Genomic DNA, 24193 nt, shown 5'->3' with positions numbered 1-24193 from the left:
TCGCGATTAGCCCGCTAAACGCAGGTCGGGCGTGCGGGTGGCCCAGGTGCCGTGGGGCTCCAGGGTGACCAGGCGGACATCGTCTTCCCGGCGCTCCAGGCGTACGACGAGGTAGTCGTCCGACAGGCGCTCGGCGGCCCCCTCGCCCCATTCGACGACCAGCGCCGACCGCTCCAGTTCGGTGTCGAGGTCCAGGTCGTCCAGCTGCGAGAGATCCCCGCCGAGCCGGTACGCGTCGACGTGCACCAGCGCGACCCCGGCCGCGCCCGCCGGATGCACCCGGGCCAGCACGAACGTCGGCGAGCTGACCCGCCCACCGACCCCGAGACCGTCCGCGATCCCGCGGGTCAGCGTCGTCTTGCCCGCCCCGAGCGGCCCGGACAGCAGCACCAGATCGCCCGCGCGCAGCGAACGCCCGAGCTCGCGCCCGAAATCCATCGTCGATTCGGGAGTCGGGAAAGCGAAATTCATCAGCGTTGCCACCACCAGGTCCGCCGTTCGGAAGTCTCACCATCGGTGCCCGTGCATCGTTGCACCAAGTCGATCAGGTGGCTGTTCACCAGTTCGGGTTGTTCCAGCTGCACCATGTGCCCCGCGCCGCGCACGCGCACCAGCTCCGCGTCCGGCAGCTCCGCCGCGATCCGCTCGGCGTGCGCGATCGGCGTGAACCGGTCGGAATCCCCGCCGATGACCAGCACGTGCGCGTGCTTCAGCCCGGCGAGCGCGGCGTACCGGTTGTGGCTGCCGAGCGTGTCGACGAAGTTCACAAGCCCGCGCACCGGCGTCACTTCGAGCATTTCCAGCATGAAGTCGACGAGCCGCGGAGACACGTCCCGGCTGCCGAAAGCCAGCCTGCGCACGGCTTGCCGGGTCAGCTGCCCGCCCGCCGCGCGCACGAACTCGACCAGCCCAGGCTGCCAGCCGGCGAGCCCGCCGACGCCTCGTGTGAGCGGGTTGTACTTCGAAAGCAGCGAACGCGGCAGCCCCCGCGCGCCGACCTCGCCCGCGGCGGTCGCGATGAACGCGACCCCGCAGACCCGGTCGTCGAACAGTTCGGGATGCTCCGCGGCGAGCTCCATGATCACCATGCCGCCCATCGAGTGCCCCATGAGCACGATGGGCCCGTCCGGCACCACCGAGCGCAGGACCATGTCGAGGTCGCGCGCCAGCTGCTCGATGGTGCTGGTCTCGGCGGTCGCGGCGCCGGATTGCCCGTGCCCGCGATGGTCGTAGTAGATCTGACGCACCCGCGGCAGCTTCAGCGAAGCGAGGTCTCGCCGCTGAAAGTGCCAGCAGCGCTTCGACAACGCGAAACCGTGTACGCCGACGACGGTCAGCTCCGGTTCTCCCCCATCGGCCGGATCGATCTCCTCGACCGCGAGCGGCGTGCCGTCCTCCGCCGCCACTGTCGACGTCCGGTCCGGTTCCAAGTCCCCCAACGGCTCGTCCACGAACGGATCCTCACTCTGCCGCCGCTGCTGTGCGGCGACGGCGATCGCGGCGGCGGTGCCGGTGGCCACCGCACCGACGCCGCCGACGATGGCCAGCAGTCTTCGTGAAGGTGTCACGAGTCTGCCTCCAGATACGTCCGATGGACCCGCGGGCGGTACATCGAAGTCACGATCTCGTAGTCGATCGTCCCCAGCTTGTCGGCCCATTCCCGCGCCGTGGGCCCGTCCTTGCCGAACAGGATCACCTCGCTGCCGATGGACGGCTCGTCGTCTCCGCAGTCGACGATCAGCTGGTCCATGCAGACGCGGCCGACGACCGGCCGGCGCTTCCCGGCGAGCCACACGTCCATGCGGCCGGACAGCGACCGCGGCACGCCGTCGGCGTATCCGACCGGAACCAAGGCGAGGGTGGTGTCGCGCTCGGCCGTCCAGCTGTGGCCGTACGAGACCGATTCGCCGGCCGGGATCCGTTTCGTGAGCACGACCGACGATTTGAAGGTCATCGCCGGGCGCAGATCGTCTTCGGTGGGCACCGGGTTCAGCCCGTAGATCGCGATCCCGGGGCGCACGAGGTCGAAGTGCAGGTCGGGCCTGGTCAGCACGGCGGCGGAGTTCGCGATATGCCGCATCGGGTTCAGGCCGGCCGCGCGGGCGATGTCGTAGGCCTCGTCGAACCGCTTCGCCTGCGCGTCGATGGAGGGGTGCCCGGGCTCGTCTGCGCAGGCGAGGTGCGACCAGATGGCGACGACCTCGATGAGCGGTTTCGCGGCCGCCGCGGCCTTGACCAGGGCCGACCATTCCGCAGGTGGGCAGCCATTTCGGCTGAGCCCGGTGTCGATCTTGAGGTGAACCCGGCAGATCGCGTTTAGCCCGCTAAAGTCGCGTGCCCGGCGCGCGCCGTCGACCACGCGGGCCAGCTCGTCCAGGGAGCTCACGGCGACGTCGATGTCTTCGGCGACCGCGGGCGCGAAGTCGGCTTCGGGGGTGTCGAGCCAGCTGAAGAGCCGGACGCCGATCCCCGCCCGGCGCAGCGCGAGCGCCTCACCGAGGGAGCAGGTGCCCAGCCAGGTGGCGCCGCCCGCGACGGCGGCCCGGGCGACCTCGAGGGCGCCATGCCCGTAGCCGTCGGCCTTGACCACGGCCATCGTCTGGGCCGAAGGGGCGCGGGAAGCGAGCAGGGCGACGTTGTGCCGGATGGCGGACAGGTCGATGACGACCTCGGCACGCGGGAAACTGGCGGTCATAACGACCACCAGTTTCCCACGAACCGGCTCAGGACAGGCGCGCCCCGTCGGTGGCGGAGAACACGTGCAGCTCGTCGGGACGGATCCGCAGGTGCAGGGTGTCGCCCATGGCCGGCGGTGTGCGCGGGTCCACACGGGTGACGACGTTCGACTTCGCGCCCTCGGCGTCGGTCTCGGCCAGCTTGCCGTAGACGTACGCGTCCGAGCCGAGCTCCTCGACGAGGTCGACCTTGATCGGCAGGGTGCCGTCTTCGCTGGTGGTCACCTCGAGCGACTCGGGGCGGAAGCCGAGGGTGACCGTGTCGCCTTCGGCCTTGGCGAGGATTTCGCGGGTCAGCGGCACCCGGGCACCACCCAGTTCGGCGCCGTCTTCGGTGAGCTTCGCGGTGACGAGGTTCATCGCGGGCGAGCCGATGAAACCGGCGACGAAAGCGTTTGCGGGCTTGTCGTACAGGGCGCGCGGGGTGTCGCACTGCTGCAGGAGACCGTCCGAGAGGACGGCGACCCGGTCACCCATCGTCATGGCCTCGACCTGGTCGTGCGTGACGTAGACGGTGGTGACGCCGAGGCGTCGCTGCAGCGCGGCGATCTGCGTACGGGTGGAGACACGCAGCTTCGCGTCGAGGTTCGACAGCGGCTCGTCCATGAGGAAGACCTGCGGCTCGCGCACGATGGCGCGGCCCATCGCGACACGCTGGCGCTGACCACCGGAGAGCGCCTTCGGCTTGCGGTCGAGGTACTGCTCGATGTCCAGCAGCTTGGCCGCATCGAGCACCTTCTGCTTGATCTCCGAAGCCGGGCGGCCCGCAATCTTCAGCGCGAAGCCCATGTTCTGGCCAACGGTCATGTGCGGGTACAGCGCGTAGTTCTGGAACACCATCGCGATGTCGCGGGCGCGCGGCGGCAGCTGCGTGACGTCGCGGTCGCCGATCCACACGGCGCCTTCGTCGATGTCCTCGAGGCCGGCGAGCATCCGCAGGCTGGTGGACTTGCCACAGCCGGAAGGCCCGACCAGCACGAGGAACTCGCCGTCGGCGATCTCGAGGTCGAGTGCGTCCACGGCGGGCCGCTCGGAGCCCGCGTAGCGCCGGGTCGCCTTGTCGTAGGTGATCGTGGCCATCGGTTCAGTCCTCTTTCGGTTTCGCGGAAATGCCGTGCCCGAGTTCGCGGGCTTCGAGATGCCGCTGCTGGATCCGGCGCCCTTCGGCACGGTCCGCTTCGGTCGGCTCGAGTGGGGTGTAGCCGTGCTGTTCCTGCCAGCGGGGAGGTTCCGTGCTGGAAGCGAGGGCCCAGGCCGCCTGCCGCGCGACACCGACCGCTACGTATTCGGCGACTTCGGGGATGACGACGGGCACGCCGAACACGATCGGCGCGACCGCGCGGACGGCGGCCGACTGCGCGCCACCGCCGATCAGGAGGACGCGTCGGACTTCGAGCCCCTGTTCGCGCAGGGCGTCGAGCCCGGCGGCCAGACCGCACAGCATGCCTTCGACGGCCGCGCGGGCGAGGTTTTCGGGCGTCATGTTCGCGCGGGTCAGGCCGAAGAGCGTGCCGTTGGCGTCCGGGAGGTTCGGCGTCCGCTCACCGTCGAGGTACGGCAGGAAGGTGAGGCCGCCGGAACCGGGCGTGGCGGCGAGCGCCAGCTTGTCGAACTCGGCGAGCTCGACGCCGAGCATCGCGGACGTGGCCGTGAGCACGCGGGCCGCGTTGAGCGTGCAGGCCAGCGGGAGGAACCGGCCGGTGGCGTCGGCGAATCCCGCGACGATGCCGGTGGGGTCGGCGCTCGCCGTCTCGGAGACGCCGAACACGGTGCCGCTGGTGCCGAGAGAGACGACGACGTCGCCGGGTGCGAGTTCGAGACCGAGGGCGGCGGCCATGTTGTCGCCGGTTCCGGCCGAGACCAGGATCCCGTCCGCGGTGCGGCCCGCGGCATCGGCTGGGCCGATGACCTTGGGCAGTTCGGGAGTCCGGCCGCCGAAGGCGTGCGCGAGGAGGTCTTGGCGGTATTCGCCGGTGGCGGGCGAGAAGTATCCGGTGCCGGAGGCGTCGCCGCGGTCGGTGACCGGCTCGGCGCCGTCGCCCAGCAGCCGCCAGGTCAGCCAGTCGTGCGGGAGCAGGACGCGGGCGACGCGATCGGCCAGTTCGGGCTCGTGCTCCGCCATCCAGCGCAGCTTCGTGACGGTGAAGCTGGCGACCGGCAGTGAACCGACGGACTTCGCCCAGTTCTCGGCGCCGAGTTCGGCGCCGAGGTCTTCGGCCGCCTTCGCCGACCGGGTGTCGTTCCACAGCAAGGCGGGCCGGACGACCTCGCCGGCTTCGTCGAGGGCCACCATGCCGTGCTGCTGGCCACCGATGCCGATGGCGCCGACACCGTCGAGGAGGCCGTCCGTGGCCTCGCGGAACGCGTCCCACCACGCGGCGGGCGCGACTTCGGTGCCGTCCGGGTGCGAAGCGCGGCCGGTGCGGACGATCTCGCCGGTGTTCGCGTCGCAGACGACGACCTTCGTCGACTGGGTCGACGAGTCGATTCCGGCGACCAGGTCAGAACTCATATTCCGGCCCCTCCGGTGCGCATTCGACCTGCTCGATGGCGGTCCCCGCGGTCAGCGCCGCCTCGATCTCCTCGGTCGGCGTCTCTTCGTCGGTGATCAGGAGGTCGTAGTCGCCGATGTCGCCGTACGCGTAGGTGGCGGTGCGGCCGAACTTGGAGTTGTCGACGACCAGGACGTTGCGGTCGGCGGTGCGCAGCGCGGCCTTCTTGAGCTCGGCGTAGTCCTGGACCGGGTGGAACAGGCGGCCGACCGCGACCGCGGCGACCGAGACGAACGCGATGTCGGCGTGCGTACGGTCGAGGAACGCGACGACGTCCGGGCCGGCGCACGAGTCGAACTCGTGGTGGTAGCGCCCGCCCGCCAGGACGACCTCGACGCTCTTGGCGGGCCCGAGGATACGGGCGGCTTCGAGCGAGTTGGTGATGACGGTGAGGTCCTCGACCTGGCCAAGACGGCGGACGAGCGGAAAGAGCGTCGTCGAGTCGTCGACGAAGACCGTCTGCCCGGAGTGGACGTGCGCCGCGGCGGCCTCGCCGAGCGCGTCCTTGGTGGCCTGGTTGAAGGTGTCGCGGAAACGGGCGGCCGACTCCATGGTCGTCGCGGGGTAGGCATCGACCTTGCCGCGGAGTTTGCGGAGGAGACGGCGGTCGGCGAGGTCGTCGAGGTCGCGGTGCATCGTCATCAGGCTGACGCCGAAGCGGGTGGTGAGGTCGTCGATGCGGACCTCGCCGGTGGCGATGACGTGGTCGAGGATCTCCTGGCGCCGGTGCTCGACGGCGGCATCCGAGGGCCTGGTCTTAGACATGGGCGACACCGTTCACGACCCGGACCATCGCGGTCCCGGCGGGGTGGGTGTCGGCGCTCACACCTGCTTCTTACCAGATTATTCGCCCGGAGTTAACACGTAACTCGATAACTCCCGCATTTTTTCCCACTCTCGCCGCTTGCCCCGCCGACCTGCGTTTTGCGGGCTAACCGCGCTCTGATGGCGCCCGCCCGCAGAATTGGGGTATCTGAGGGCGCGCGACCGCAGAGCGCGGTTAGGGGGCAAAACGCAGGTCGGGGCCCTGGTCAGGAGGTCAGGGAACGGACGGACCGGAGGGCATCGGGGATCGCGCCGAGGATGCCGGAGGCCGAGGTGGGGGCGCCGTCGGCGGCGAACGCCCCGGCGAGCGAATGGACGTGCGCGGCCGCCCCGGCCGCCAGCCACGGATCGAGCCCGGCGGCGAGTAGCGCGCCCACCAGGCCGGACAGCACGTCCCCCGAACCCGCCGTCGCGAGCCACGACCCCCGCGGCGTGTTCACCAGCGCACGCCCGTCCGGCGCCGCGACCACCGTGCAGTGCCCCTTCAAGAGCACGACGGCGTCATACCTCCGCGCGGCCGCCCGCGCCGCCGCGACCCGGTCCGCCCCCGGCGGCGAACCCATCAGCCGCTCGAACTCCCCCGCGTGCGGAGTCAGCACGAGCGGCGTGTCCGGATCGCGCGCGTCGAGCACGTCGGGCGAACGCGCGATGATCGTCGTCGCGTCGGCGTCCGCGCACACCGGCACGCCGCGGCCGAGCACGAACCTCAGGACGTCCCGCCCCTCGTTCCCGGTGCCGATCCCCGGCCCGACGACCCACGCCTGCACCCGGCCCGCGTCGGTCACCGAACCCGTCGCGATGACCTCGGGCCACTGCCCGCGCACGACGTCCGCCGCATGACCGGCGTACCGCACGAGCCCGGACGTCGCCCGCACCGCCGCGCCCGCCGCGAGCACGGCCGCGCCCGGATACGTCGCCGACCCGGCGGCCACCCCGACCACACCCTGGCTGTACTTGTCGTCGTCCGGCCCGGGCACCGGCCACGCGGCGGCGACGTCCGCCGTATCGAGTCGCTGCAGATCCGGCTCGGTCAGCCGCAGCCCGATGTCCACCAGGGAAACCTCACCGCAGGACGCGGGTGCGAGGGCGTGCACCGGCTTGAGCGCACCGAACGTGACCGTCCGGTCCGCCACGACCGCCGGACCGTCCACGGCGCCGGTGTCCGGATCCACCCCGCTCGGCAGATCGACCGCGAGCACGGGCGCGCTCACTTGCTCCAGCAGCGCGGCGGCGTCCGGCCGCAACGGCCCGCGCGCCGAGATCCCGACGATCCCGTCGACGACGAGGTCCGCCCGCTGAATCCACTGTGGACCGTCCTCAAGGGACACGACCTTGCCACCGGATCGCTTCAACGCGGCCAACCCCGGGCCGTGCGCGCGTTCAGGCTTCAGCAGGATCGCGGAGACGGCCACATTGCGGCGACGCAGGAACGCGCCGGCCCACAGGGCGTCACCACCGTTGTTCCCCGACCCGACGAGCAGCGTCACCCGCCGCCCGGACACCGAACCCGTGTGTTCGGCCAGCATCTCGGCGGCGTGCACGGCGAGCCCGAAAGCCGCACGCCGCATGAGCTCGCCGTCGGGAGTGACGGCGAGCAACCGGTCCTCCGCCGCGCGAATCCGTTCCGTGGTCCAGATTCCCTGCACGACGCCTCCGGTCTCTATTCGACGGTGACCGACTTCGCCAGGTTACGCGGCTTGTCGACGTCGTACCCGCGCGTGCGGGCGATCTCGGCGGCCAGCACCTGCAGCGGCACCGTGGAGACCAGCGGCTGCAGCAGGGTCGGGACGGCCGGGATCTCGATCAGTTCGTCGGCGAACGGGCGGACGGTCTCGTCGCCCTCCTCCGCGATCACGATCGTGCGCGCGCCGCGTGCCTGGATCTCGCTGATGTTCGACACCAGTTTCGAGTGCAGCACCGCGCGTCCCTTGGGCGACGGCATCACCACGACGACGGGCAGGCCTTCTTCGATCAGCGCGATCGGGCCGTGCTTGAGCTCGCCGGCGGCGAAACCCTCGGCGTGCATGTACGCCAGTTCCTTGAGCTTCAGCGCGCCTTCGAGGGCGACCGGGAACCCGACGTGGCGGCCGAGGAACAGCACGGCCTTCGAGTCGGCGATCCGGCGGCCGAGGTCACGGACCTGGTCCACAGTGGACAGGACTTTCTGCACCGCGGCGGGCATCGCTTCGAGTTCGGCGAACTCGCGGGCGACCTCGTCCGGGTACTTGGTGCCGCGGGCCTGTGCGAGGGCCAGGCCGACCAGGTAGTTGGCCGCGATCTGCGCGAGGAACGCCTTGGTCGAGGCGACACCGATCTCCGGACCGGCGTGCGTGTAGAGGACGGCGTCGGACTCACGCGGGATCTGCGCGCCGTTGGTGTTGCAGACGGCCAGGACGCGGGCCTTCTGCTCGCGCGCGTGACGGACGGCTTCGAGGGTGTCCGCGGTCTCGCCCGACTGGGAGACCGCGACGACCAGCGTCGCGCGGTCCAGCACCGGGTCGCGGTAGCGGAACTCGCTGGCCAGCTCGACCTCGACCGGGAGGCGGCACCAGTGCTCGATCGCGTACTTGGCGACGAGGCCCGAGTGGTACGCGGAACCGCAGGCGACGACGAAGACCTTGTCGACGTCGCGCAGGTCCTGGTCGGAGATGCGCTGCTCGTCGAGGATGATCCGGCCGCCGTCGAAGTGGCCGCGCAGCGTGTTCGCCAGCGCCTCCGGCTGCTCCTCGATCTCCTTGAGCATGAAGTACTCGTGGCCGCCCTTTTCCGCGGCCGAGAGGTCCCAGTCGACGGTGAACGGCTTGGCCTGGGCGGCGTCGCCGTGGAAGTCGGTGACGTCGTAGCCGTCGCGGGTGATCACGACGAGCTGGTCCTGGCCGAGCTCGACCGCCTCGCGGGTGTGCTCGATGAACGCGGCGACGTCGGAGGCGACGAAGTGCTCCCCCTCGCCGACGCCGACGACCAGCGGCGACGAACGGCGGGCGGCGACGACGGTGTCCGGCTGGTCGGCGATGGTCACGACCAGGGTGAACGCGCCCTCGAGACGACGGCAGACGGCCGCGACGCTGGCCGCGAAGTCGCCCTTCGTGTCGCCCTCGGTGTACGCGCGGGCGATGAGGTGCGCGGCGGTCTCGGAGTCGGTGTCGCTCGCCATCTCGACGCCTTCGGCCTCGAGCTCGGCGCGCAGGGCGGCGAAGTTCTCGATGATGCCGTTGTGCACGACGGCGACACGCTGGGAGGCGTCGCGGTGCGGGTGCGAGTTGCGGTCGACCGGGGCGCCGTGGGTGGCCCAGCGGGTGTGGCCCATCCCGGCGGTGCCGGTGAAGGCGTCCCTGCCGACGGTGTCGAGCTGGGTCTCCAGGTTGGCCAGGCGGCCCGCCTTGCGCTCGACGTTCAGCGCGCCGGCGCCGTCGAGGACCGCGACGCCTGCCGAGTCATAGCCGCGGTACTCCATCCTGCGCAGGCCGCCGATGACGACGTCCAGGGCCGGGCGGTGTCCGACGTATCCCACGATTCCACACACGGCCACCAGCCTAACGACGGGAATCCGACCCCCTCGCCCGGGCGCCTGCGCGTCGCGTTTAGCGGGCTAAACGCGACGCGCAGGGCGGCGCGCGGGCCGGACGGGGGTGCGGGCAGTAAGGTCACGACCATGGCCAGCAAGCCCAAGCAGCTGCTCGCGGAGCTGTCCCACCCAGGTCCGCACGACGTTCTGCGCGGCAACCTCGCCCTGGTCGGACTGCCCGGTGTCGTGTTCACGCCCCGTTCCGGGCTCGGTCTGCCCGCGATCGCCTTCGGGCACGGCTGGCTGCAGCCGACCGGGAGCTACCGGCATCTGCTCCGGCACCTCGCGAGCTGGGGCATCGTCGCGGCGGCTCCGGCCACCCAGCGCGGGCCGCTGCCTTCGCACCGGCTGCTGGCCGGCGACCTGCTCACCACGCTCGAACTGATCACGACGGTCCGCCTCGGACCGGACGGCATCAGCGTCGACCCGGCGAAGCTCGGTCTGGCCGGGCACTCGACCGGCGGTGGTTCGGCGGTGCTGGCCGCCGCGCAGGCGGCCGAGAACGACGAGCGGCCCGGGATCCGCGCCGTCGCGACCATCACTCCCGCGCAGACGCTGCCGCCGGCGACGGTGTCGGCCCGGTCGGTGACCGCGCCCGGCCTGCACCTCGCGGCGAGCGAAGACCTGGTCGCGCCGCCGGTCGGCCACGCCGAGGCCATCGCGGACGCGTGGGGCGGCCCGGTGCAGCTGCGCAAGCTCGGGAAGTCTTCGCACCTCGGCGTCACCGAAGGCAGGCACTGGAGTCAGCTGTTGCTGCACGGGAAGCCGCACCGCGGCACCCAGCAGCTGGCGCGGGCACTGTTCACCGCGTTCTTCCTCACGCATCTGACGGGGACGACGAAGTACCAGCCCCTGCTGGACGCCGACGTCAAACGCGCCCCCATCGAGCTCCAAGACGAGCCCGCCGCCTGACCGCCCGGATCGCGTTTAGCGGGCTAAACGCGATCCGAGCCTGAAACAGGTCAGTCGACCATCCACGAGTTGTTCGAGAAGTCGTCGTCGTCGAAGCCCTTGTCGTCACGGGCGTGACGACCCCGACGGCGCGCGGGCGTGCCCGGCGCTTCAGGCGCCGCGGCACTCGGAGCGGGCGTCGGCGCCTGAGGCGGGACGTCCACCGTCGCCGGCATTCCGGGCACCCCGGGGGCGATCGGAGGCGGCGGCGGAGGCGCCACCGGCCGCGGCGCGTCAGGCCGCGCCCCGAACTCGGCGAACCGGGCGTCCGGCTTCTCGTCGTCCTCGATGTCGAAGCCGATGGTGTGGCTACGGTCGGCGGTCGTCTTGCCGGTCAGCCAGCCGCCCGCCTCCTTGCTCCGCTTCCCCAGCTCCTGCATGTGAGCGGCGTACTTGTCGTGGATGGCGGCGTCCTTCTGCATGGTCTCCACCGCCTGGGCCTTGGCGTCGGCGAGATGCCGCTCCCGCAGCCCGCGCTGCTCCAACTGCTCCGTGATGGCGGCGTCCTGCCTGGACATGGCGGCCGCCAGCCGGTCGACAGCGCTCATCGGTCCTCCCTCGTTCCCCGGTCAGGCGATCATCGCTCGTAGCTGATCGAACGGTCGCCACCCTCGTCGTCGAGCGATCCGCTGATCCGGCCGCCCGCACCACTGGTCTCGAAAATGCCACCCTCGACGCGATACTGGCTCGACCCGCGCTGCGTGTCACCCCCGCCACCGCCGGCCGCGCCGCCCATGGCGCCCATGCCACCCATCATGCCGCCCATTCCGGCGGGCGAGCTTCCGGCACCGGCACCGCCGGCACCCGCGGGCGCCGGATCCATTCCGCCGGGAGCCATCCCGAGACCGCCTTCGGCCCCGGCCGGCATCGCGCCGCCTCCGGACTGCACACCCGCTTCCAGCGATCCGGCTTCGTTCAGCGAGCCCGCCGAAGCACCCTCCATGGGGCTCCCGAGCGCGCCTTCGAAGCTGCCGCCGCCACCGCCGCCACTGGCGGTCGGCACGGTGCCATCGCCACCGGCACCCGAAGCGCCGCCACCGGCGGCTTCAGCTCCCGCGGACGCCCCGGCGGTCCCTTCGGCGCCGACACCGACCTCGACTCCGCCAGGAGCACTGAAGCCGCTGCCACCGCCACCGCCGGGAGCCATCCCGGCCTCGGCCGGGGCGGGCATCGTGCGGATGTCGTCGGTCTTGCCGGGCTGCGGGTTGCCGGGATTCCGGTCGTCGAGACCGTTCTTGAGGTCGTCGCCGGGCTTGAGTTCCTTCTTCTCACCCTTTTCGTCGAGGGTGTAGGTGGTCGGCTCGCCCTTGCCGTCGTCGACGGTCACCACGGTCGGGCCGTTCGGACCGTCCGGCTGCTCGGCGGTGATCTTGAGGTTGCCGTCCTGGATGTGGATCTTGCCGTCCGGGCCGGGCCGGTAGACGCCGTCGGGGCCGGGCTCGCCTTCCTTGACCGTGCCCTTCGGCCCGAACTCGCCGTCCTTGCCGTCCTTGCCCTCTTCGCCGGGCTTGCCGTCCTCGCCCTTCGGGTCGTCGAAGTCGAGCTTGTAGTCCTTCTCGTTGCCCTTGCCGTCGTCGACCTTGATGTCCATTTTGCCGTCTTTATCCGGCTCGGTCATCTCGATCTTGTTGTCGCCCTTTTGGACGGTCATGGTGTCCTGACCGTCGATGCCGTCCTTGATCGCCTCGCCAGTCGCGGGGTCGATCGGGTACGGCTTGCCGGTCTCCGGGTCGATCTCCAACGGCTTGCCGGTGACCGGGTTGGTTCCCTCGGCGGGCTTGTCCTCGGGCTTCGGCGTCTCGGGGACCTCCGCGGCAGGCGGCGTGCTGGCACCGCCACCACTGCCGCTGCCCCCCCCGCTCCCGCTGCCACTTCCGCCACCGCTGCCGCCGCCGGTGTTCCCGCCGCCGCCGGTGTCGTTGCCCTTGCCCTTGCCGTCGTCGGCGGGCGGCTTCTCGGATCCGGGCGCGGGGAACGGGTTCGTGTAGTCCTCCATGAACCGCGAAAGTTCGTGGTACTGCGTGTTGATCGTCTCGGTCGCGTTCTTGCAGAGCTTCTTGAAGTTCTCGTACCGCTCACCGAATTCGGTGGCGAAAGAACCCTTCAGCCACTGCTTCGCGGCCCCGATCGCGTAATCCTTGTTTTCGTCGTTCAGCTTGCAGTCGTCGTGACGCAGCCGTTCGGCGAGGTTGTTGCCCGGACACGCGGAGTCGAGCCAATACGCGACGTCCATGAGCTTTTCTTTGGAATCGACCTTGCCGTTCGCGATGTCGACGACCTGCTTCGCGATGTACAGGGGCGCCGTCGCGACCTTGTCGACCCGGAGCTTCAGCGTCTCGTCGACCTTCAGCTTGAGCGCGCTGTAGATCTTGTCGATGGTCGAAGGCACCAATTTGATGGCGCCGTCCATCTGCGCGATGAGTTCTTTCGCGTCGGGCTGGATCCGCTGCTCGTACTTGACCTTCGCGGCCGTCGCGCCCTGGCCCTTCCAATCGTGGAAGAGCGTGGTCAGCGCCGAAGACGCGTCCTTCTGGGTCTGCTCGACGACCTTCTTGGCGTCGGCGAGATCCTCGACCTCGTCGAACATCTTCTGGAAATTGATCTCGCGGTTCTCGTGGAACCGGTCCCAGATGTCGGTCTTGTAGCTGATTTCGCCCGACTTCTCCGGCATCTTGTTCCAGACCTGCTCGGCCCAGTCGGAGAAGAAGTCCAGTGCCGGCTTTCCGAGGTCGAGCACCTGGTCGGATTTGGTGGTCGCACCCCCGGCGGCGGGGCGGGACATGGAGTCGAGGTCCTTGTCGGCCTGTTTCGTCTCGGCCGCCTGCTTCTTGTCCCCGGCCGCGTTCGAGTCACGTTCGGCGACGGCCTTCTTGTATGCCGCTTCCCTGTTCCACGGCAGCATCAAGGCGTCTTTGGTCCCCTGTGTGACGTAGGGGTCCTTCAGCATTTCGTCGATCTGTGCCTGCGTCGGTTGACTCATTACTGGGCTCCCGCCTTGTTGGCAGCCGCGGCGTTCGCCTGGTCGGAAGAGGTGTATCGGGTCGACGCGGTGCTGACGCCGCCGGCGAGCTGGGTGAGCTGGCCCGCGTAGCCCTTCATCGCGTCGGAAATGGCGAGAATCCCGGTGGCGTAGCCCTTTTGATAGTCCTTGTGGACCCGGCCGAAGTTCTCGGGCGCGACCTGGGTCGGCCCCACCTTCCCCGCCTCGGACGTCGTTTTCTCAGCCGCGCGCTCCAACGACGTCGACGCCGTGAGCATCGCCTCTGAATCGGCTTTGTAGCCCCCGTCCGGCATGACCGGTGCCCCCTTCGTCCCGCTGTATCCGCCTCGTTGTCCTACCTACGACGCACGCCGACGGCATCAGGTGCCGTCGCATATGCACACAGAATGTACCCACCGGTCATCGAGACCGCAGGGACATTCACACCTTTGCTAACTCAAACGATTTCGGCGCAAGAAGCCTGGTAGACCGCGTTTTCGCGGTTTCGCGCCCGCTTCGACGGCCTCGGCGAGCACGGTCGCCGCGCCCCGGATGTCGACCAGGCGGTCCAGCTCGTCGAGATCGAGGTCGACACCGAACTCCACCTCGACGGTCGCCAGGAGCCGGACGCGGCGCCGGGAGTCGACCCCCATCTCGGCGAAGGGCGTGTTCTCGTCGATGGTCTCCGGATCGACGTCGAAGGTCTCGCAGACGAGGGCCTTGATCTCGTCGACGTACTCGCTCCCGTCAGCTGCCATGGGTGGATTCTGTCCCATCCGCCGTCCAGTACCGCGTTCTGGCCGCGGAACGCGCGACCTTGCCGCTGGAGGTCCGCGGCAGGCCGCCGGGTTTCACCAGGAAGAAGGCGCGGAGACGCACGTCGTGCCGCTCGGCGACGGCTCGCGTGGCGGCTCGCTCGATCTCGGATTCGTCGAAGCCGGGGGCCTTCCTGGCGCGTTCGGCGACCACGACGACGCCCTCGCCTTCGTCGCCGTCGACCGAGAACGCGGCGACGCGCTCGGGCCCGAGAAGGGGATGCGCGGCGGCGACCGTCTCCTCGATGTCGTGCGGGCTGTGGTTACGGCCGTCGATGATGATCAGGTCCTTGATGCGGCCGGTCACCGACAGCCTGCCTTCGCGGATCGTGCCGAGGTCGCCGGTGCGGAGCCAGCCGCCCTCGCCGTCGAGTTCGGCGCCGAACACCTCGGCGGTCAAGTCCGGACGCCGCCAGTACCCGGCCGCCACGTTGGGCCCCTTGACCCAGATCTCGCCCACTTCGCCTTTAGCGGGCAAAACGCGATCCGGGGTGGGGACGACGCGGACCCGCTGCCCCCTGGGCCAGCCGATCTCGACGACCTCCCGGCCGTCCACTTCGGTCACCACGGGGCCGTCGGAACCGCCGCTGGCGACGTAGACCGTGGCCTCGGCCAGACCGTAGGACGGCCGGAACGCGCCACGCGGGAAGCCGTGGGGTTCGTAAGCGGCGAGGAACTCCCGGACGGTCGCCGCCCGGACCGGTTCACTGCCGCTGAGCGCGATCGACACCGTCGAGAGGTCGTACTCGGCGCGCTTCGCCTCGGGCACGGCCTCGGTCACCAGGTCGTACGCGAAGTTCGGGGCCGCCGTGAGCGTGTTCGGATAGGACGACATCAGCAGCAGCCAGCGCTCCGGCCGCCGGATGAACTCCAGCGGCGCGATGAACACCGTCCGGCCGCCGGAGTGCATCGTCCCCGCGAGGAGTTGCGCCAGCCCCATGTCATGGAAGAACGGGATCCAGCCGACGCACGTGGTGCGCTCGTCGACGTCGTAGGCGTCGCAGATCTGCCAGCAGGCGGCCGACAACGCCCGATGCGTGACGATCACGCCGGCGGGCGATCGCGTCGTACCGGAGGTGTACTGCAGGTAGGCGGGGTCTTCGGGGGAAACGGGCGAGGGCAGCGACCGGTCCGCCGGATCCGCCGGCAGGGTGTCGACGGCGATGATCTCGCGGGGCGCCGGAACCGGCTCGGTCTCGGCGAACTCCGTCAGCCGCTCGACCAAGGCTGCCGAGGTGAGCCAGATATCGGCGTCGCAGTCGTTGAGGACGCCGACCAGCCGCTCGCGGTGCGCGCGGACGTCCGGCGCGGACAGCGGCACCGCGACGGCCCCGGCGTACAACGCGCCGAAGAACGCGACGACGTAAGAGAGGTCCTGCCGCGCCGTGATCGCGACGCGGTCTCCCGGCTGGATCACCTCACGCAGCTTCGCCGCGACCGCCCGGACGTGGACGAGCAGCTCCGCCCAGGTCAGCGTGTCCTCGACGGGTTCGTGCCGGTTCGAGCAATCGAGGTGCGTGTACGCCGGGCGCTCGACGTCGGCGCGTTCGAGCAGCCGCCGCACGAGCGGGGTCCGCAGAACTTCTTCGGGCACTTCTGAGCGCACTGGCACATCCTCCGGCCGCGGCATGGGCATCATACGAACGTGGACGACTTCTTCGTGCTGGACGATCCGGCGGATCGCGTCAAGGCCCTGCGCGACCGCGAGCTCAGCTCGAACCCGGGCGGTGCCGCGGCCGAGACGCCGAACCTCCTGCTGATGGACGGCGCGGACCACCGGCGGCTACGCGCGGTCGTCAAGGAGGTCATCGCCCTGGTGGAGCCGCTTCCGGAGACCGTGCTCACCGACCTCCGGAGCACGATTAGCCCGCTAAAGTCGCTCCGGCGGTTCGATCTGGTGGCCGATTTCGCCAGGCCCGCGGCGGCCAGGGTGACGGAGGCGGTGCTCGGCACGGTCGAGCCGCTCGGCGAGAAGCTGCTGACGAACCTTTCGGAGACCGCCGCGAACCTGGACGTCTGGTCGGGCGGACCCGCCGGAGCCGACACCGCCGCGCTCAGGGTCGCGATGTTCTTCCTGAAGGCGACTGCCGTCGAAGGCGGCGGGCTGGCGCTGCTCCGCGAAGCACACGAAGCGGGCCGGATCACCGAAGACGAGCTGATGATCACGCCGGTGATGCTCGCCCACGCGGCGTACGAGAACTCCATGAACTTCCTCGCCCTCGCCGGCCTCGAACTCCTACGCCGCCCCGACGTTCTCGACGACGTACGCGGCCTGATCCACGAAGTCGCCCCGACCCGCTTCGCCGCCCGACGCGTGACCACGCCGTTCTCCTTGGCGGGCAAGGACTTCACGACCGGGGACAAACTGGCCATCCCGCTGGGCCCCGACGCCGAGCTCGCCTTCGGCCTCGGCAGGCACACTTGTCCCGGCTCGCGGGTCGCGGTCGCCGAGGGCGAAGTCGCGCTTCGAGCCCTCGCCGAGATCCTGTCGCCCGACCACGTCGCCGAAGACGTGCGGTACAAGACGCACGCCGTCTTCCACGGCGTCGAGCGGGCCATCGTCACGCTGCGGACCTGACCGCTCAGGTCGCCAGCCAATCGGTGTTGGCGAAATCGTCGTCGTCACCCCGCGCGGCCGCCGCCCGCCGGTGCCGCCCGGCCGGACGCTCTTCCGGAACGGGCGCCGGAGGCGGCGGAGGTGTCGGCGCCTGCACCGGAGGAGCGGGCGGCCGGTACGCGACCGGCTGCTCCTCCGCCGTCCGATACCCGGCCCGGCGCTCGTTCTCGGCCTCGTCTTCCTCGAACCCGAAGTCGCCGTCGTCCTCGACCTTCTCGCTCAACGTCGACTCGGTCGCCCAGCCACCCGCGGCCTTGGCCTTGCGGTTGCGCTCCTGCAACCGGACGATGACGCCGCCCTGGATCTTCGACTGCTTGTCGAACTTCTCCTTGGCCTCGGCGAGCGCCTCTTCACGGCGTTTGTCGAGTAGGGCCATCCTGGCGGAGTTTTCACTCTCCAGATTCGCCAATTTGCTCTTCAGCGCGGCAAGCGCGTCCTCGGAACCCATGGTCAGTCCTCCCTCGCCGATGCCGGCCGCTAGCGGAACCCGATGACACCGTCGTCGTCGAGAGAACCGCTGATCCGGCTGCTCGACGTCGCCGTGTCGAAGAGGCCGCCGTCGACGCGGTAACCACTCGAGGAGCGCTGCTGGTCCTCGCCACCGCCGCCGCCCGCGCCGGCACCACCCATCATGCCGCCGCCCATCATGCCCACTCCACCGCTCATGGCGGCGGCGGCCTGGTCGCCACCACCGCCCGGCGCCGAGCCGAGCCCCGAGGTCGCGGAGGTGGACGCGCCGCCGCCGGCACCCGCCGGATCGGAGGTCTCGCCGAGTCCACCGTCGTCACCCATGGGATCGCTCAGCGACTGCGGCGACGTCGACTCCGAATCCGCGGCCGGCGTGGTCTGCTCGGTGGCGGCCGCCGGGACTTCGACCGCGCCGGAAGCCGGAACCTCGTGCGTTCGCACGGACTGGGCTTCCCCGTGCGACGCCGGCTCCGGAGCGGCCTGCGCCGTCGCGTGGTCCCTCGCCACCGCTTCCACGGGCTGACCGGAAACGTGCTCGGCGGCGTGCCTGCCGCCCGGCACCGCGGCGTCCGAACGGGCATCGGCGGCGCCGCCACCGGCTCCAGCGGCCGTCTTGGCCACGGGATTCTCTTCGCCGAGGGTGTACGTCGTCGGCTTGCCGCTGCCGTCGTCGACCGTCACCCGGGTGGGCCCGTCCGGCCCGTCCGGCCGCTCCGCGGTGATCTTGAGGGCGCCGTCCTCGATGTGGATCTTGCCGTCCGGACCGGGTTTGAACGCCTGGTCGTCCACACGCGGCGCGTCCGGTCGTTGTGCGGTGTCACGATGGATCGCGCCGCCTGCCGACGTGTCGCCGCCGGGTCCGCGGTTCGGGGTGTCGTCCGGCAACGGCCGCGAGTCGCCGAAGTCGAGCTTGTAGTCCTTCGGCTGCCCTGAACCGTCGTCGACCGAGATCCCCATCTTGCCGTCCTTGCCGGGCTCGGCCATGGAGATCTTGTGATCACCCTGCTCGACGGTGACGGATTCCGGGCCTTCCGGCTTGACCGCCTCTCCGGTGCGCGGATCGATCGGGTACGCCTCGCCGGTCTCCGGGTCGACTTCGAGCGGTTTCTCCGTGACGGGGTTGATGTTCGGGTCCGGAGGGCTCGGCGGTGCCGGCGGGGCGGGAGGTTTCGCGTCGCCGATCGGCGTGGTGTTGCCGCCACCACCGCTACCGGGCCCTGTGCCGGGACCGCCGGTGTGCCCGCCGCCGTTCTCCTGGCCGCCGCCGGTCTTGAACCCGCCGCCCGACGTTCCGGCGGCCGCGTCGAGATTGACGAACGGGTTCTCTTCGAGCTGGCTGAAGAAATCGGTCAGCCCTTGCCAGGCCCCGGCGACCGCGGTGTGCGTATTGGCGCACATGGTCCGGAAGTCGTTCAGGTACTTCGAGTAGAACGGATTGAAGGTTCCCGTCAGGTAGTTTTTGACCTGCCCGATGATGTGCTCGATCGTGTCGCCGTCGAGGTCGCAATCGTCGTCGTTGATCATGTCGCGCGACTGCTGGTCGAGGAACTTCGAGCAATGCTTGAAGTCGTCCTGGCTCGCGTTGTTGCCGAGCTCCGCGATGCGGATGATCCGGTCCAGATCCTGCGCGGTCACTTCGCCGATCCGGTCGCACGAAGCCTTGATCATCCAGTCCGCCTTGTCACGGCAGAACTTCGCGACCGACCCGGCCGCCGTCATCATCGCGACGGCCGCGTGCTCCGCGCCGTCGGCGACGACCTTCGTCTTGGCCTCGTAGTTCTGCTGATAGGTCCGCGCCTGATCGGCGGCGGCCCCCTCCCAGCCCCCGAGGTTCTTGTTCATCTCTCCGGAAACGTCCCCGGAGGACGTCGCGACCGCTTCCTTCAGCTTCGTGAACTCGTCGGCACCGGCCGCGAATTTGCCGAACGGGATCTTCCGCTGCTGGTCGTACAGCTCACGCAGCTGGTTGACGTCGGCCGGAGCGCCGGAATGCACCGCCGCGACCGAACGGTTGTAGAGCGGGACGAAGGTCTCGATGTTCTGGAACGACGCTTTGCCGAAGTCCAGGATCTGGTCCGAGGTCTCCGCGGCGGGATTGGTGGCGGTCGCCTTCGAGGCCATCTGATCGAGGCCCGCCCTGGCGTCGGCGTTGGCCTTTTGGTTCGCCTGGCGGCCTTCTTCGGCGAACTTGTCGACATAGCCCTTGGCGTTGCCGTACGCGACCTGAACGCTTTCTTCCAGGCTGTTGATCACCGGGATGTCGGACAGCATCCCGCCCCAGAAGTTGTTCCCGTTGAGATCGCCTTCGCTGATCTTCATCTGCGCCTTTACGGCGTCACGGAAACCGTTCTTGTCCTCATCGCTGGCGAAGCCGACCTCGTCGGGGTCTTCGTCTTCGATGTAGTCGATGTACTGGAGGGCGAGATCCCGACGGACGTCCCAAGGGATGCGCTCGTCGTTGATGATCTGCTCGACCTCGGCGCGGGTCGGGAGGTCGTCTTCTTCCTGGGCGGTCACCGGCCACTCGCTTTCACGGCCTGGTTCGCGTCGGCTTCGTTGGCCTCGTACTTGCCACCCGACGCGTTCAGTTTCTGCGCGAACAGGTCAGCGGCCTTGAGGTAGCTGTCGGCCATGTTCGCCAGCCGCGTGACGGCGGGCCGGTACGGGCCGTAGCTCTCCTGGTGTCCCTGTCCGAAGTCCATCGCGATCAGCTGGATGTCCTTGACCGCGGCCAAGGGCTGTTCCAAAGCGTGCTTCGGAATGTCGCTCAGTGCCTTGGCCGCCTGCGTCAACGCCTGCGGATCGACCTTGTGGCCGCCGGCCATGTCTCCCCCTCACCCTGGGCAACGATCTGCGTCGGAGATCAGACGTGGCCCAAGCCCTCCCGGTGCCGTTCCTTGCACACGGAATGTACCGGGCCGGTAACCGCAGCGCAGCGACTTGGGAAGAACGTGAGAGGGCTTACGAGGCGGAGGAGACGACTCCCGCGAGCCTGTCCGCGGCCGCCTGCGCGGTGTCGTGCGCGGGAGCCTCGACCATGACGCGGACCAGCTGCTCGGTGCCCGAGGGGCGCAGCAGGACACGGCCTTCTTCGCCGAGTTCGGCTTCGACGGCGCCGACGGCGTCGCGGACCGCGGCCGAGACGGCGACCGCCGCCTTGTCCGCCACCGGGACGTTCACCAGCACCTGCGGCAGGCGGTTCATGACGGCGGCGAGGTCGGCGAGCGACTTGCCGGTGGAGGCCATACGGCTCATCACCCGCAGCGCGGTGAGGAGGCCGTCGCCGGTGGTCGCGTAGGCGGGGAGGACGACGTGGCCCGACTGCTCGCCACCGAGCGCGAACCCGCTCGCGCGGAGCTCTTCGAGGACGTAGCGGTCGCCGACGGCGGTGGTGACGAGGTCGATGCCGTGCGCGCGCATCGCCAGGTGCAGGCCGAGGTTGCTCATCACGGTCGCGACCAGGGTGTTCTTGGTCAGCTCGCCGGTCTCGGCGAGGGCGAGCGCGAGGACGGCCATGATCTGGTCGCCGTCGATCAGTTCACCCGCGGCGTCGACCGCGACACAGCGGTCGGCGTCACCGTCGTGCGCGATCCCGAGGTCGGCGCCGTGCTCGACGACAGCCGCGCGCAACGCGTCCGGGTGATTCGACCCACAGTGTTCGTTGATGTTCACGCCGTCCGGGTCCGCGTGGATCGCGATGACCTCAGCGCCGGCCTTGCGATAGACGTCGGGGGCGGCGAAGGAGGACGCGCCGTTGGCGCAGTCGACGACGACGCGCAGGCCTTCGAGCGAGTGCGGCGTGGCCGACAGCAGGTGCTGGACGTAGCGGTCACCCGCGTCGGGGACGTCCTTCACCCGGCCGACGCCGATACCGGTCGGGCGGGTGACGGGGGCGGCGAGACCGGCTTCGATCTCGTCCTCGATCCCGTCGGGAAGTTTGTGGCCGCCCGCCGCGAAGAGCTTGATGCCGTTGTCGGGCATGGGGTTGTGGGAGGCGGAGATCATCACGCCGAGGTCGGCTTCGAGCGCGCCGACGAGATACGCGACGGCGGGCGTCGGGAGGACGCCGAGACGGAGCACGTCGGCGCCGGCGGACGTGAGGCCCGCCACGACGGCGGCTTCGAGCATCTCTCCGCTGGCGCGCGGGTCACGGCCGACGACCGCGACCGGGCGGTGCGAGCGGTCGTGGGCGGCGAGGACGCGGGCGGCGCTGGCGGCGAGCGAGAGCGCCAGCTCCGGGGTCAGCTCCTCGTTGGCGAGGCCACGTACGCCGTCGGTACCGAATAGACGAGCCATCTGTCGACCTCCTTGAAAAACCACCACGACAACCTAGCCAGTGCCCCTGCCCACCCTGCCGCACCCCCGGTTCGCCTTTAGCGGGCTAAACGCGACGCGCGCGACTTTAGCGGGCTAAACGCGACACGGGTGGGGCACATGTGGCGGGTGTGACAGGTGGGGCTGGGGGCGAGCGGGGAACCGAAGGACCCCGGAAACACGGAAGCGCCCATCCGAAAGACGGATGGGCGCTTCCGCGGGTTGCGCCAGAGGCGCGATCAGCGCTTGCTGTACTGCGGAGCCTTACGGGCCTTCTTGAGGCCGTACTTCTTCCGCTCCGTGGCGCGGGCGTCACGGGTCAGGAAGCCGGCCTTCTTCAGGGCCGGACGGTCGTCGGCGTCGACCTCGACGAGCGCACGGGCGATCGCGAGGCGCAGCGCACCGGCCTGGCCCGAGATCCCGCCACCGTGCAGGTTGGCGAAGATGTCGAACGAGTCGGGCTTGTCGACCGTCACCAGCGGCTCACGGATGAGCTGCTGGTGCACCTTGTTCGGGAAGTACTCTTCGAGCGTGCGGCCGTTGAGCTTGAACTCACCGGTACCGGGAACGACGCGGACCCGGACGACGGCTTCCTTGCGGCGGCCGACGGTCTGGGCGTTGCCACCGGCGGCACGCGACGGGCGCGGGGCGGCGGGGGTTTCGCTGGTCGCGACGGCGTCACCGACCGCGGGGGTCTCGACAGCCTCGACGGCCTCGGTCTCGGTGCTGGTCACAGACTGTTCCTCACTCACTTCGCGACCTGCGCGATCTTGGTGATCTCGCGCGCCTGCGGCTGCTGCGCGGCGTGCGGGTGCTCGGCGCCGGCGTAGACCTTGAGCTTCTTCGCCTGGGCGCGGCCGAGCTTGTTCTTCGGCAGCATGCCCTTGACGACCTTCTCGAGCAGGTGCTCGGGCTTGGTGTCGAGCAGCTCGCCGAAGGAGCGCTTCCGCAGACCACCGGGGTAACCGCTGTGCCGGTACGCGAACTTCTGCTCGCGCTTGTTACCGGTGAGCGCGACCTTCTCGGCGTTGACGATGATGACGAAGTCACCGGTGTCCACGTGCGGGGCGTAGGTCGGCTTGTGCTTGCCGCGCAGCAGCGTGGCGACCTCGGTCGCGAGCCGGCCGAGCACGACATCCTCGGCGTCGATCACGTGCCAGGCACGAGTGACGTCGCCGGGCTTGGGGCTGTACGTGGGCAAGGGTCTACCTCGTCGTCAACATTGCGTGTGGGTTCTGTGCGGGCCTAGCGCTTACGCGCCGCAGCGCACAACGACTAATGAAGATACCCCCACGCCCGACCCTACTGCGAAGCGGGGGTCGGTCCGGGGTCCCATACTAGGACCGGCGCCCGGCGGGCGCCCCGCAACTGTACCTCGCCGGTGTGGCGGAACCGCCCACGGCATCATCCTTCGCGGGAGAGGATGAGACGATCCGGACGCGCACCGCGCGCGGGGGACTCGATCAGGGGAACGGCGATGAACAAACGTCCAACGACCATCTTGTGCGTGCTGAGCGCCGTGCTGGCGCTGACCACCGCCTGCGGCCAGGGGCGCGCGGGCACCGCCGTGCCGAAGGGCGACGACGCGGCGACCTACGTCGGCACGAAGTTCGAAACCGCGATGAACAAGCTGCAGGACACCATCGGCCAGCAGCGCGACGTCACCAGCGAGTCGGGCGCCTACTTCCGGTTCGACGAGAAGTACGTCCGCAGCACGATCTCCTCGGCCCGCACCGGGTCCCCGGAAAGCCGGGTCAGCCGCCAGCGCTCGCAGAAGAACCCGGACGACAGCATCGACTGGTACACCCCGGGCGACGGGACCGTCGAGTACGTGTACCTCGGCCCCGTCTACAAGAGCCTCGCCCCGACGCCGTGGGTTTCGATGCTGAAGTCCGAAGCCGGGCTGGCCATCCCGTGCGCGTGGGTCGGGATCATCCACGCCTGCAAGATGGCCGACGCGATCGCCGTGTCCTACAACGCGGACAAGAAGATCGTGAAGGGCGCCAAGAGCCTTCCGGAGAACCGGATCGAGCTGACCGCCGACGTCCCGTTCGGCAAGTTCATCGAACGCCGGGTGGAGATCCTGCCCACGTCGATCAGCAGCGGGATCACGGACGAGATGAAGAAGGCCCCGGTGCACACCACCGTCTCCCTCAATTCGGACGGGACGCTGAACCAGATCGTGATGGAGGCGAAGATCGAGGGCAACGGGCACAAGATCGAGCTGCGCTACGACTTCCGCTTCACCGGCAAGGCGAGCCCGCAGGATCTGCCGAAGCTGCCGGACGCCTCACAGATCACCGTGCTGCCGGACAAGGCGGCCAAGGACGACTTCAACCGCCGCTTCAACGAGCTGAAAGGCGTCTGAGGC

The 24193-nt window shown here is 69.8% G+C and carries 22 protein-coding genes; 3 read left to right on the top strand and 19 right to left on the bottom strand.

Annotated elements, in window-relative coordinates; translation table 11 throughout:
- Positions 1-6 precede the first annotated feature (6 nt).
- The 8 genes from tsaE to glmS form a co-directional block, all read right to left on the bottom strand.
- Positions 7-471 (bottom strand): tRNA (adenosine(37)-N6)-threonylcarbamoyltransferase complex ATPase subunit type 1 TsaE, encoded by a 465-nt coding sequence (gene tsaE / locus DMC64_RS04595; RefSeq protein ID WP_199754875.1) that lies wholly within the window; start codon positions 469-471, stop codon positions 7-9.
- Entirely contained in the window at positions 471-1568 is a 1098-nt protein-coding gene (locus tag DMC64_RS04590; protein ID WP_199754874.1) for an alpha/beta fold hydrolase, read from the bottom strand. The genes tsaE and DMC64_RS04590 overlap by 1 nt, the downstream gene beginning before the upstream one ends.
- Positions 1565-2695, bottom strand: coding sequence for an alanine racemase (gene alr / locus DMC64_RS04585; RefSeq protein WP_125732195.1), 1131 nt, complete (start codon positions 2693-2695; stop codon positions 1565-1567). The genes DMC64_RS04590 and alr overlap by 4 nt, the downstream gene beginning before the upstream one ends.
- A gap of 28 nt (positions 2696-2723) precedes the next feature.
- On the bottom strand, positions 2724-3815 hold the full coding sequence (locus DMC64_RS04580) for an ABC transporter ATP-binding protein (protein WP_037332616.1): 1092 nt from the start codon (positions 3813-3815) through the stop codon (positions 2724-2726).
- Positions 3816-3819: 4 nt separating this feature from the next.
- Positions 3820-5247 (bottom strand): xylulokinase, encoded by a 1428-nt coding sequence (gene xylB, locus DMC64_RS04575; RefSeq protein WP_125732193.1) that lies wholly within the window; start codon positions 5245-5247, stop codon positions 3820-3822.
- Positions 5237-6052 carry a DeoR/GlpR family DNA-binding transcription regulator gene (locus DMC64_RS04570; RefSeq protein ID WP_125732191.1) on the bottom strand — a complete coding sequence of 272 codons (816 nt, stop codon included), beginning with the start codon at positions 6050-6052 and terminating at the stop codon, positions 5237-5239. The genes xylB and DMC64_RS04570 overlap by 11 nt, the downstream gene beginning before the upstream one ends.
- Positions 6053-6318: 266 nt before the next feature.
- Positions 6319-7758, bottom strand: a complete 1440-nt coding sequence (locus tag DMC64_RS04565; RefSeq protein WP_125732189.1) for an NAD(P)H-hydrate dehydratase — start codon at positions 7756-7758, stop codon at positions 6319-6321.
- A 14-nt stretch (positions 7759-7772) separates the two neighbouring features.
- A complete protein-coding gene (glmS, locus tag DMC64_RS04560) occupies positions 7773-9635 on the bottom strand; it encodes a glutamine--fructose-6-phosphate transaminase (isomerizing) (protein WP_125732187.1) in 1863 nt (620 codons plus the stop codon).
- A gap of 129 nt (positions 9636-9764) precedes the next feature.
- Here glmS and DMC64_RS04555 point away from each other — a divergent pair, with 129 nt between their 5' ends.
- Positions 9765-10589 carry a dienelactone hydrolase family protein gene (locus DMC64_RS04555; RefSeq protein WP_037332625.1) on the top strand — a complete coding sequence of 275 codons (825 nt, stop codon included), beginning with the start codon at positions 9765-9767 and terminating at the stop codon, positions 10587-10589.
- Positions 10590-10639: 50 nt separating this feature from the next.
- On the opposite strand, the gene DMC64_RS04550 is transcribed toward DMC64_RS04555, so the two are convergent.
- The 5 genes from DMC64_RS04550 to DMC64_RS04530 form a co-directional block, all read right to left on the bottom strand.
- Positions 10640-11176, bottom strand: a complete 537-nt coding sequence (locus tag DMC64_RS04550) for a hypothetical protein (RefSeq protein ID WP_037332627.1) — start codon at positions 11174-11176, stop codon at positions 10640-10642.
- Positions 11177-11205: 29 nt separating this feature from the next.
- A complete protein-coding gene (locus tag DMC64_RS04545) occupies positions 11206-13608 on the bottom strand; it encodes a collagen-like protein (protein ID WP_125732185.1) in 2403 nt (800 codons plus the stop codon).
- The gene (locus tag DMC64_RS04540) at positions 13608-13922 is read right to left on the bottom strand and encodes a hypothetical protein (protein ID WP_005166844.1); all 315 of its coding nucleotides are present in this window, start codon (positions 13920-13922) and stop codon (positions 13608-13610) included. The genes DMC64_RS04545 and DMC64_RS04540 overlap by 1 nt, the downstream gene beginning before the upstream one ends.
- Positions 13923-14060: 138 nt before the next feature.
- On the bottom strand, positions 14061-14366 hold the full coding sequence (locus tag DMC64_RS04535; RefSeq protein WP_037332633.1) for an acyl carrier protein: 306 nt from the start codon (positions 14364-14366) through the stop codon (positions 14061-14063).
- A complete protein-coding gene (locus tag DMC64_RS04530; protein ID WP_125732855.1) occupies positions 14356-16053 on the bottom strand; it encodes a fatty acyl-AMP ligase in 1698 nt (565 codons plus the stop codon). Before DMC64_RS04530 ends, DMC64_RS04535 begins: the two co-directional genes overlap by 11 nt.
- A gap of 15 nt (positions 16054-16068) precedes the next feature.
- On the opposite strand from DMC64_RS04530, the gene DMC64_RS04525 reads away from it, so the two are divergent.
- Complete coding sequence (locus DMC64_RS04525) at positions 16069-17001, top strand: cytochrome P450 (protein WP_125732183.1); 933 nt, start codon at positions 16069-16071, stop codon at positions 16999-17001.
- Positions 17002-17005: 4 nt separating this feature from the next.
- Here DMC64_RS04525 and DMC64_RS04520 read toward each other — a convergent pair whose 3' ends face one another.
- The 6 genes from DMC64_RS04520 to rplM all read right to left on the bottom strand — a co-directional run bounded on the left by DMC64_RS04520 (position 17006) and on the right by rplM (position 23023).
- Positions 17006-17488: a hypothetical protein gene (locus DMC64_RS04520; protein ID WP_037332639.1), complete on the bottom strand. Its 483-nt coding sequence runs from the start codon at positions 17486-17488 to the stop codon at positions 17006-17008.
- A 29-nt stretch (positions 17489-17517) separates the two neighbouring features.
- Positions 17518-20025 (bottom strand): hypothetical protein, encoded by a 2508-nt coding sequence (locus DMC64_RS04515; protein ID WP_125732181.1) that lies wholly within the window; start codon positions 20023-20025, stop codon positions 17518-17520.
- The gene (locus tag DMC64_RS04510; RefSeq protein WP_037332644.1) at positions 20022-20333 is read right to left on the bottom strand and encodes a hypothetical protein; all 312 of its coding nucleotides are present in this window, start codon (positions 20331-20333) and stop codon (positions 20022-20024) included. Before DMC64_RS04510 ends, DMC64_RS04515 begins: the two co-directional genes overlap by 4 nt.
- A 136-nt stretch (positions 20334-20469) precedes the next feature.
- Positions 20470-21804, bottom strand: coding sequence for a phosphoglucosamine mutase (gene glmM, locus DMC64_RS04505; protein ID WP_125732179.1), 1335 nt, complete (start codon positions 21802-21804; stop codon positions 20470-20472).
- 257 nt (positions 21805-22061) lie between these two features.
- On the bottom strand, positions 22062-22556 hold the full coding sequence (rpsI, locus tag DMC64_RS04500) for a 30S ribosomal protein S9 (protein WP_007031073.1): 495 nt from the start codon (positions 22554-22556) through the stop codon (positions 22062-22064).
- Between the two features lie 14 nt (positions 22557-22570).
- Positions 22571-23023: a 50S ribosomal protein L13 gene (gene rplM / locus DMC64_RS04495; protein WP_016331117.1), complete on the bottom strand. Its 453-nt coding sequence runs from the start codon at positions 23021-23023 to the stop codon at positions 22571-22573.
- Between the two features lie 276 nt (positions 23024-23299).
- Between rplM and DMC64_RS04490 the strand changes: the two genes are divergently transcribed.
- Complete coding sequence (locus DMC64_RS04490) at positions 23300-24190, top strand: hypothetical protein (protein ID WP_037332648.1); 891 nt, start codon at positions 23300-23302, stop codon at positions 24188-24190.
- Positions 24191-24193 lie beyond the last annotated feature (3 nt).

Origin of the sequence: Amycolatopsis sp. WAC 04197 (assembly GCF_003947475.1) — a bacterium.
Classification (GTDB): domain Bacteria; phylum Actinomycetota; class Actinomycetes; order Mycobacteriales; family Pseudonocardiaceae; genus Amycolatopsis; species Amycolatopsis japonica.
This window is presented reverse-complemented; position numbering and strand designations above follow the sequence as displayed.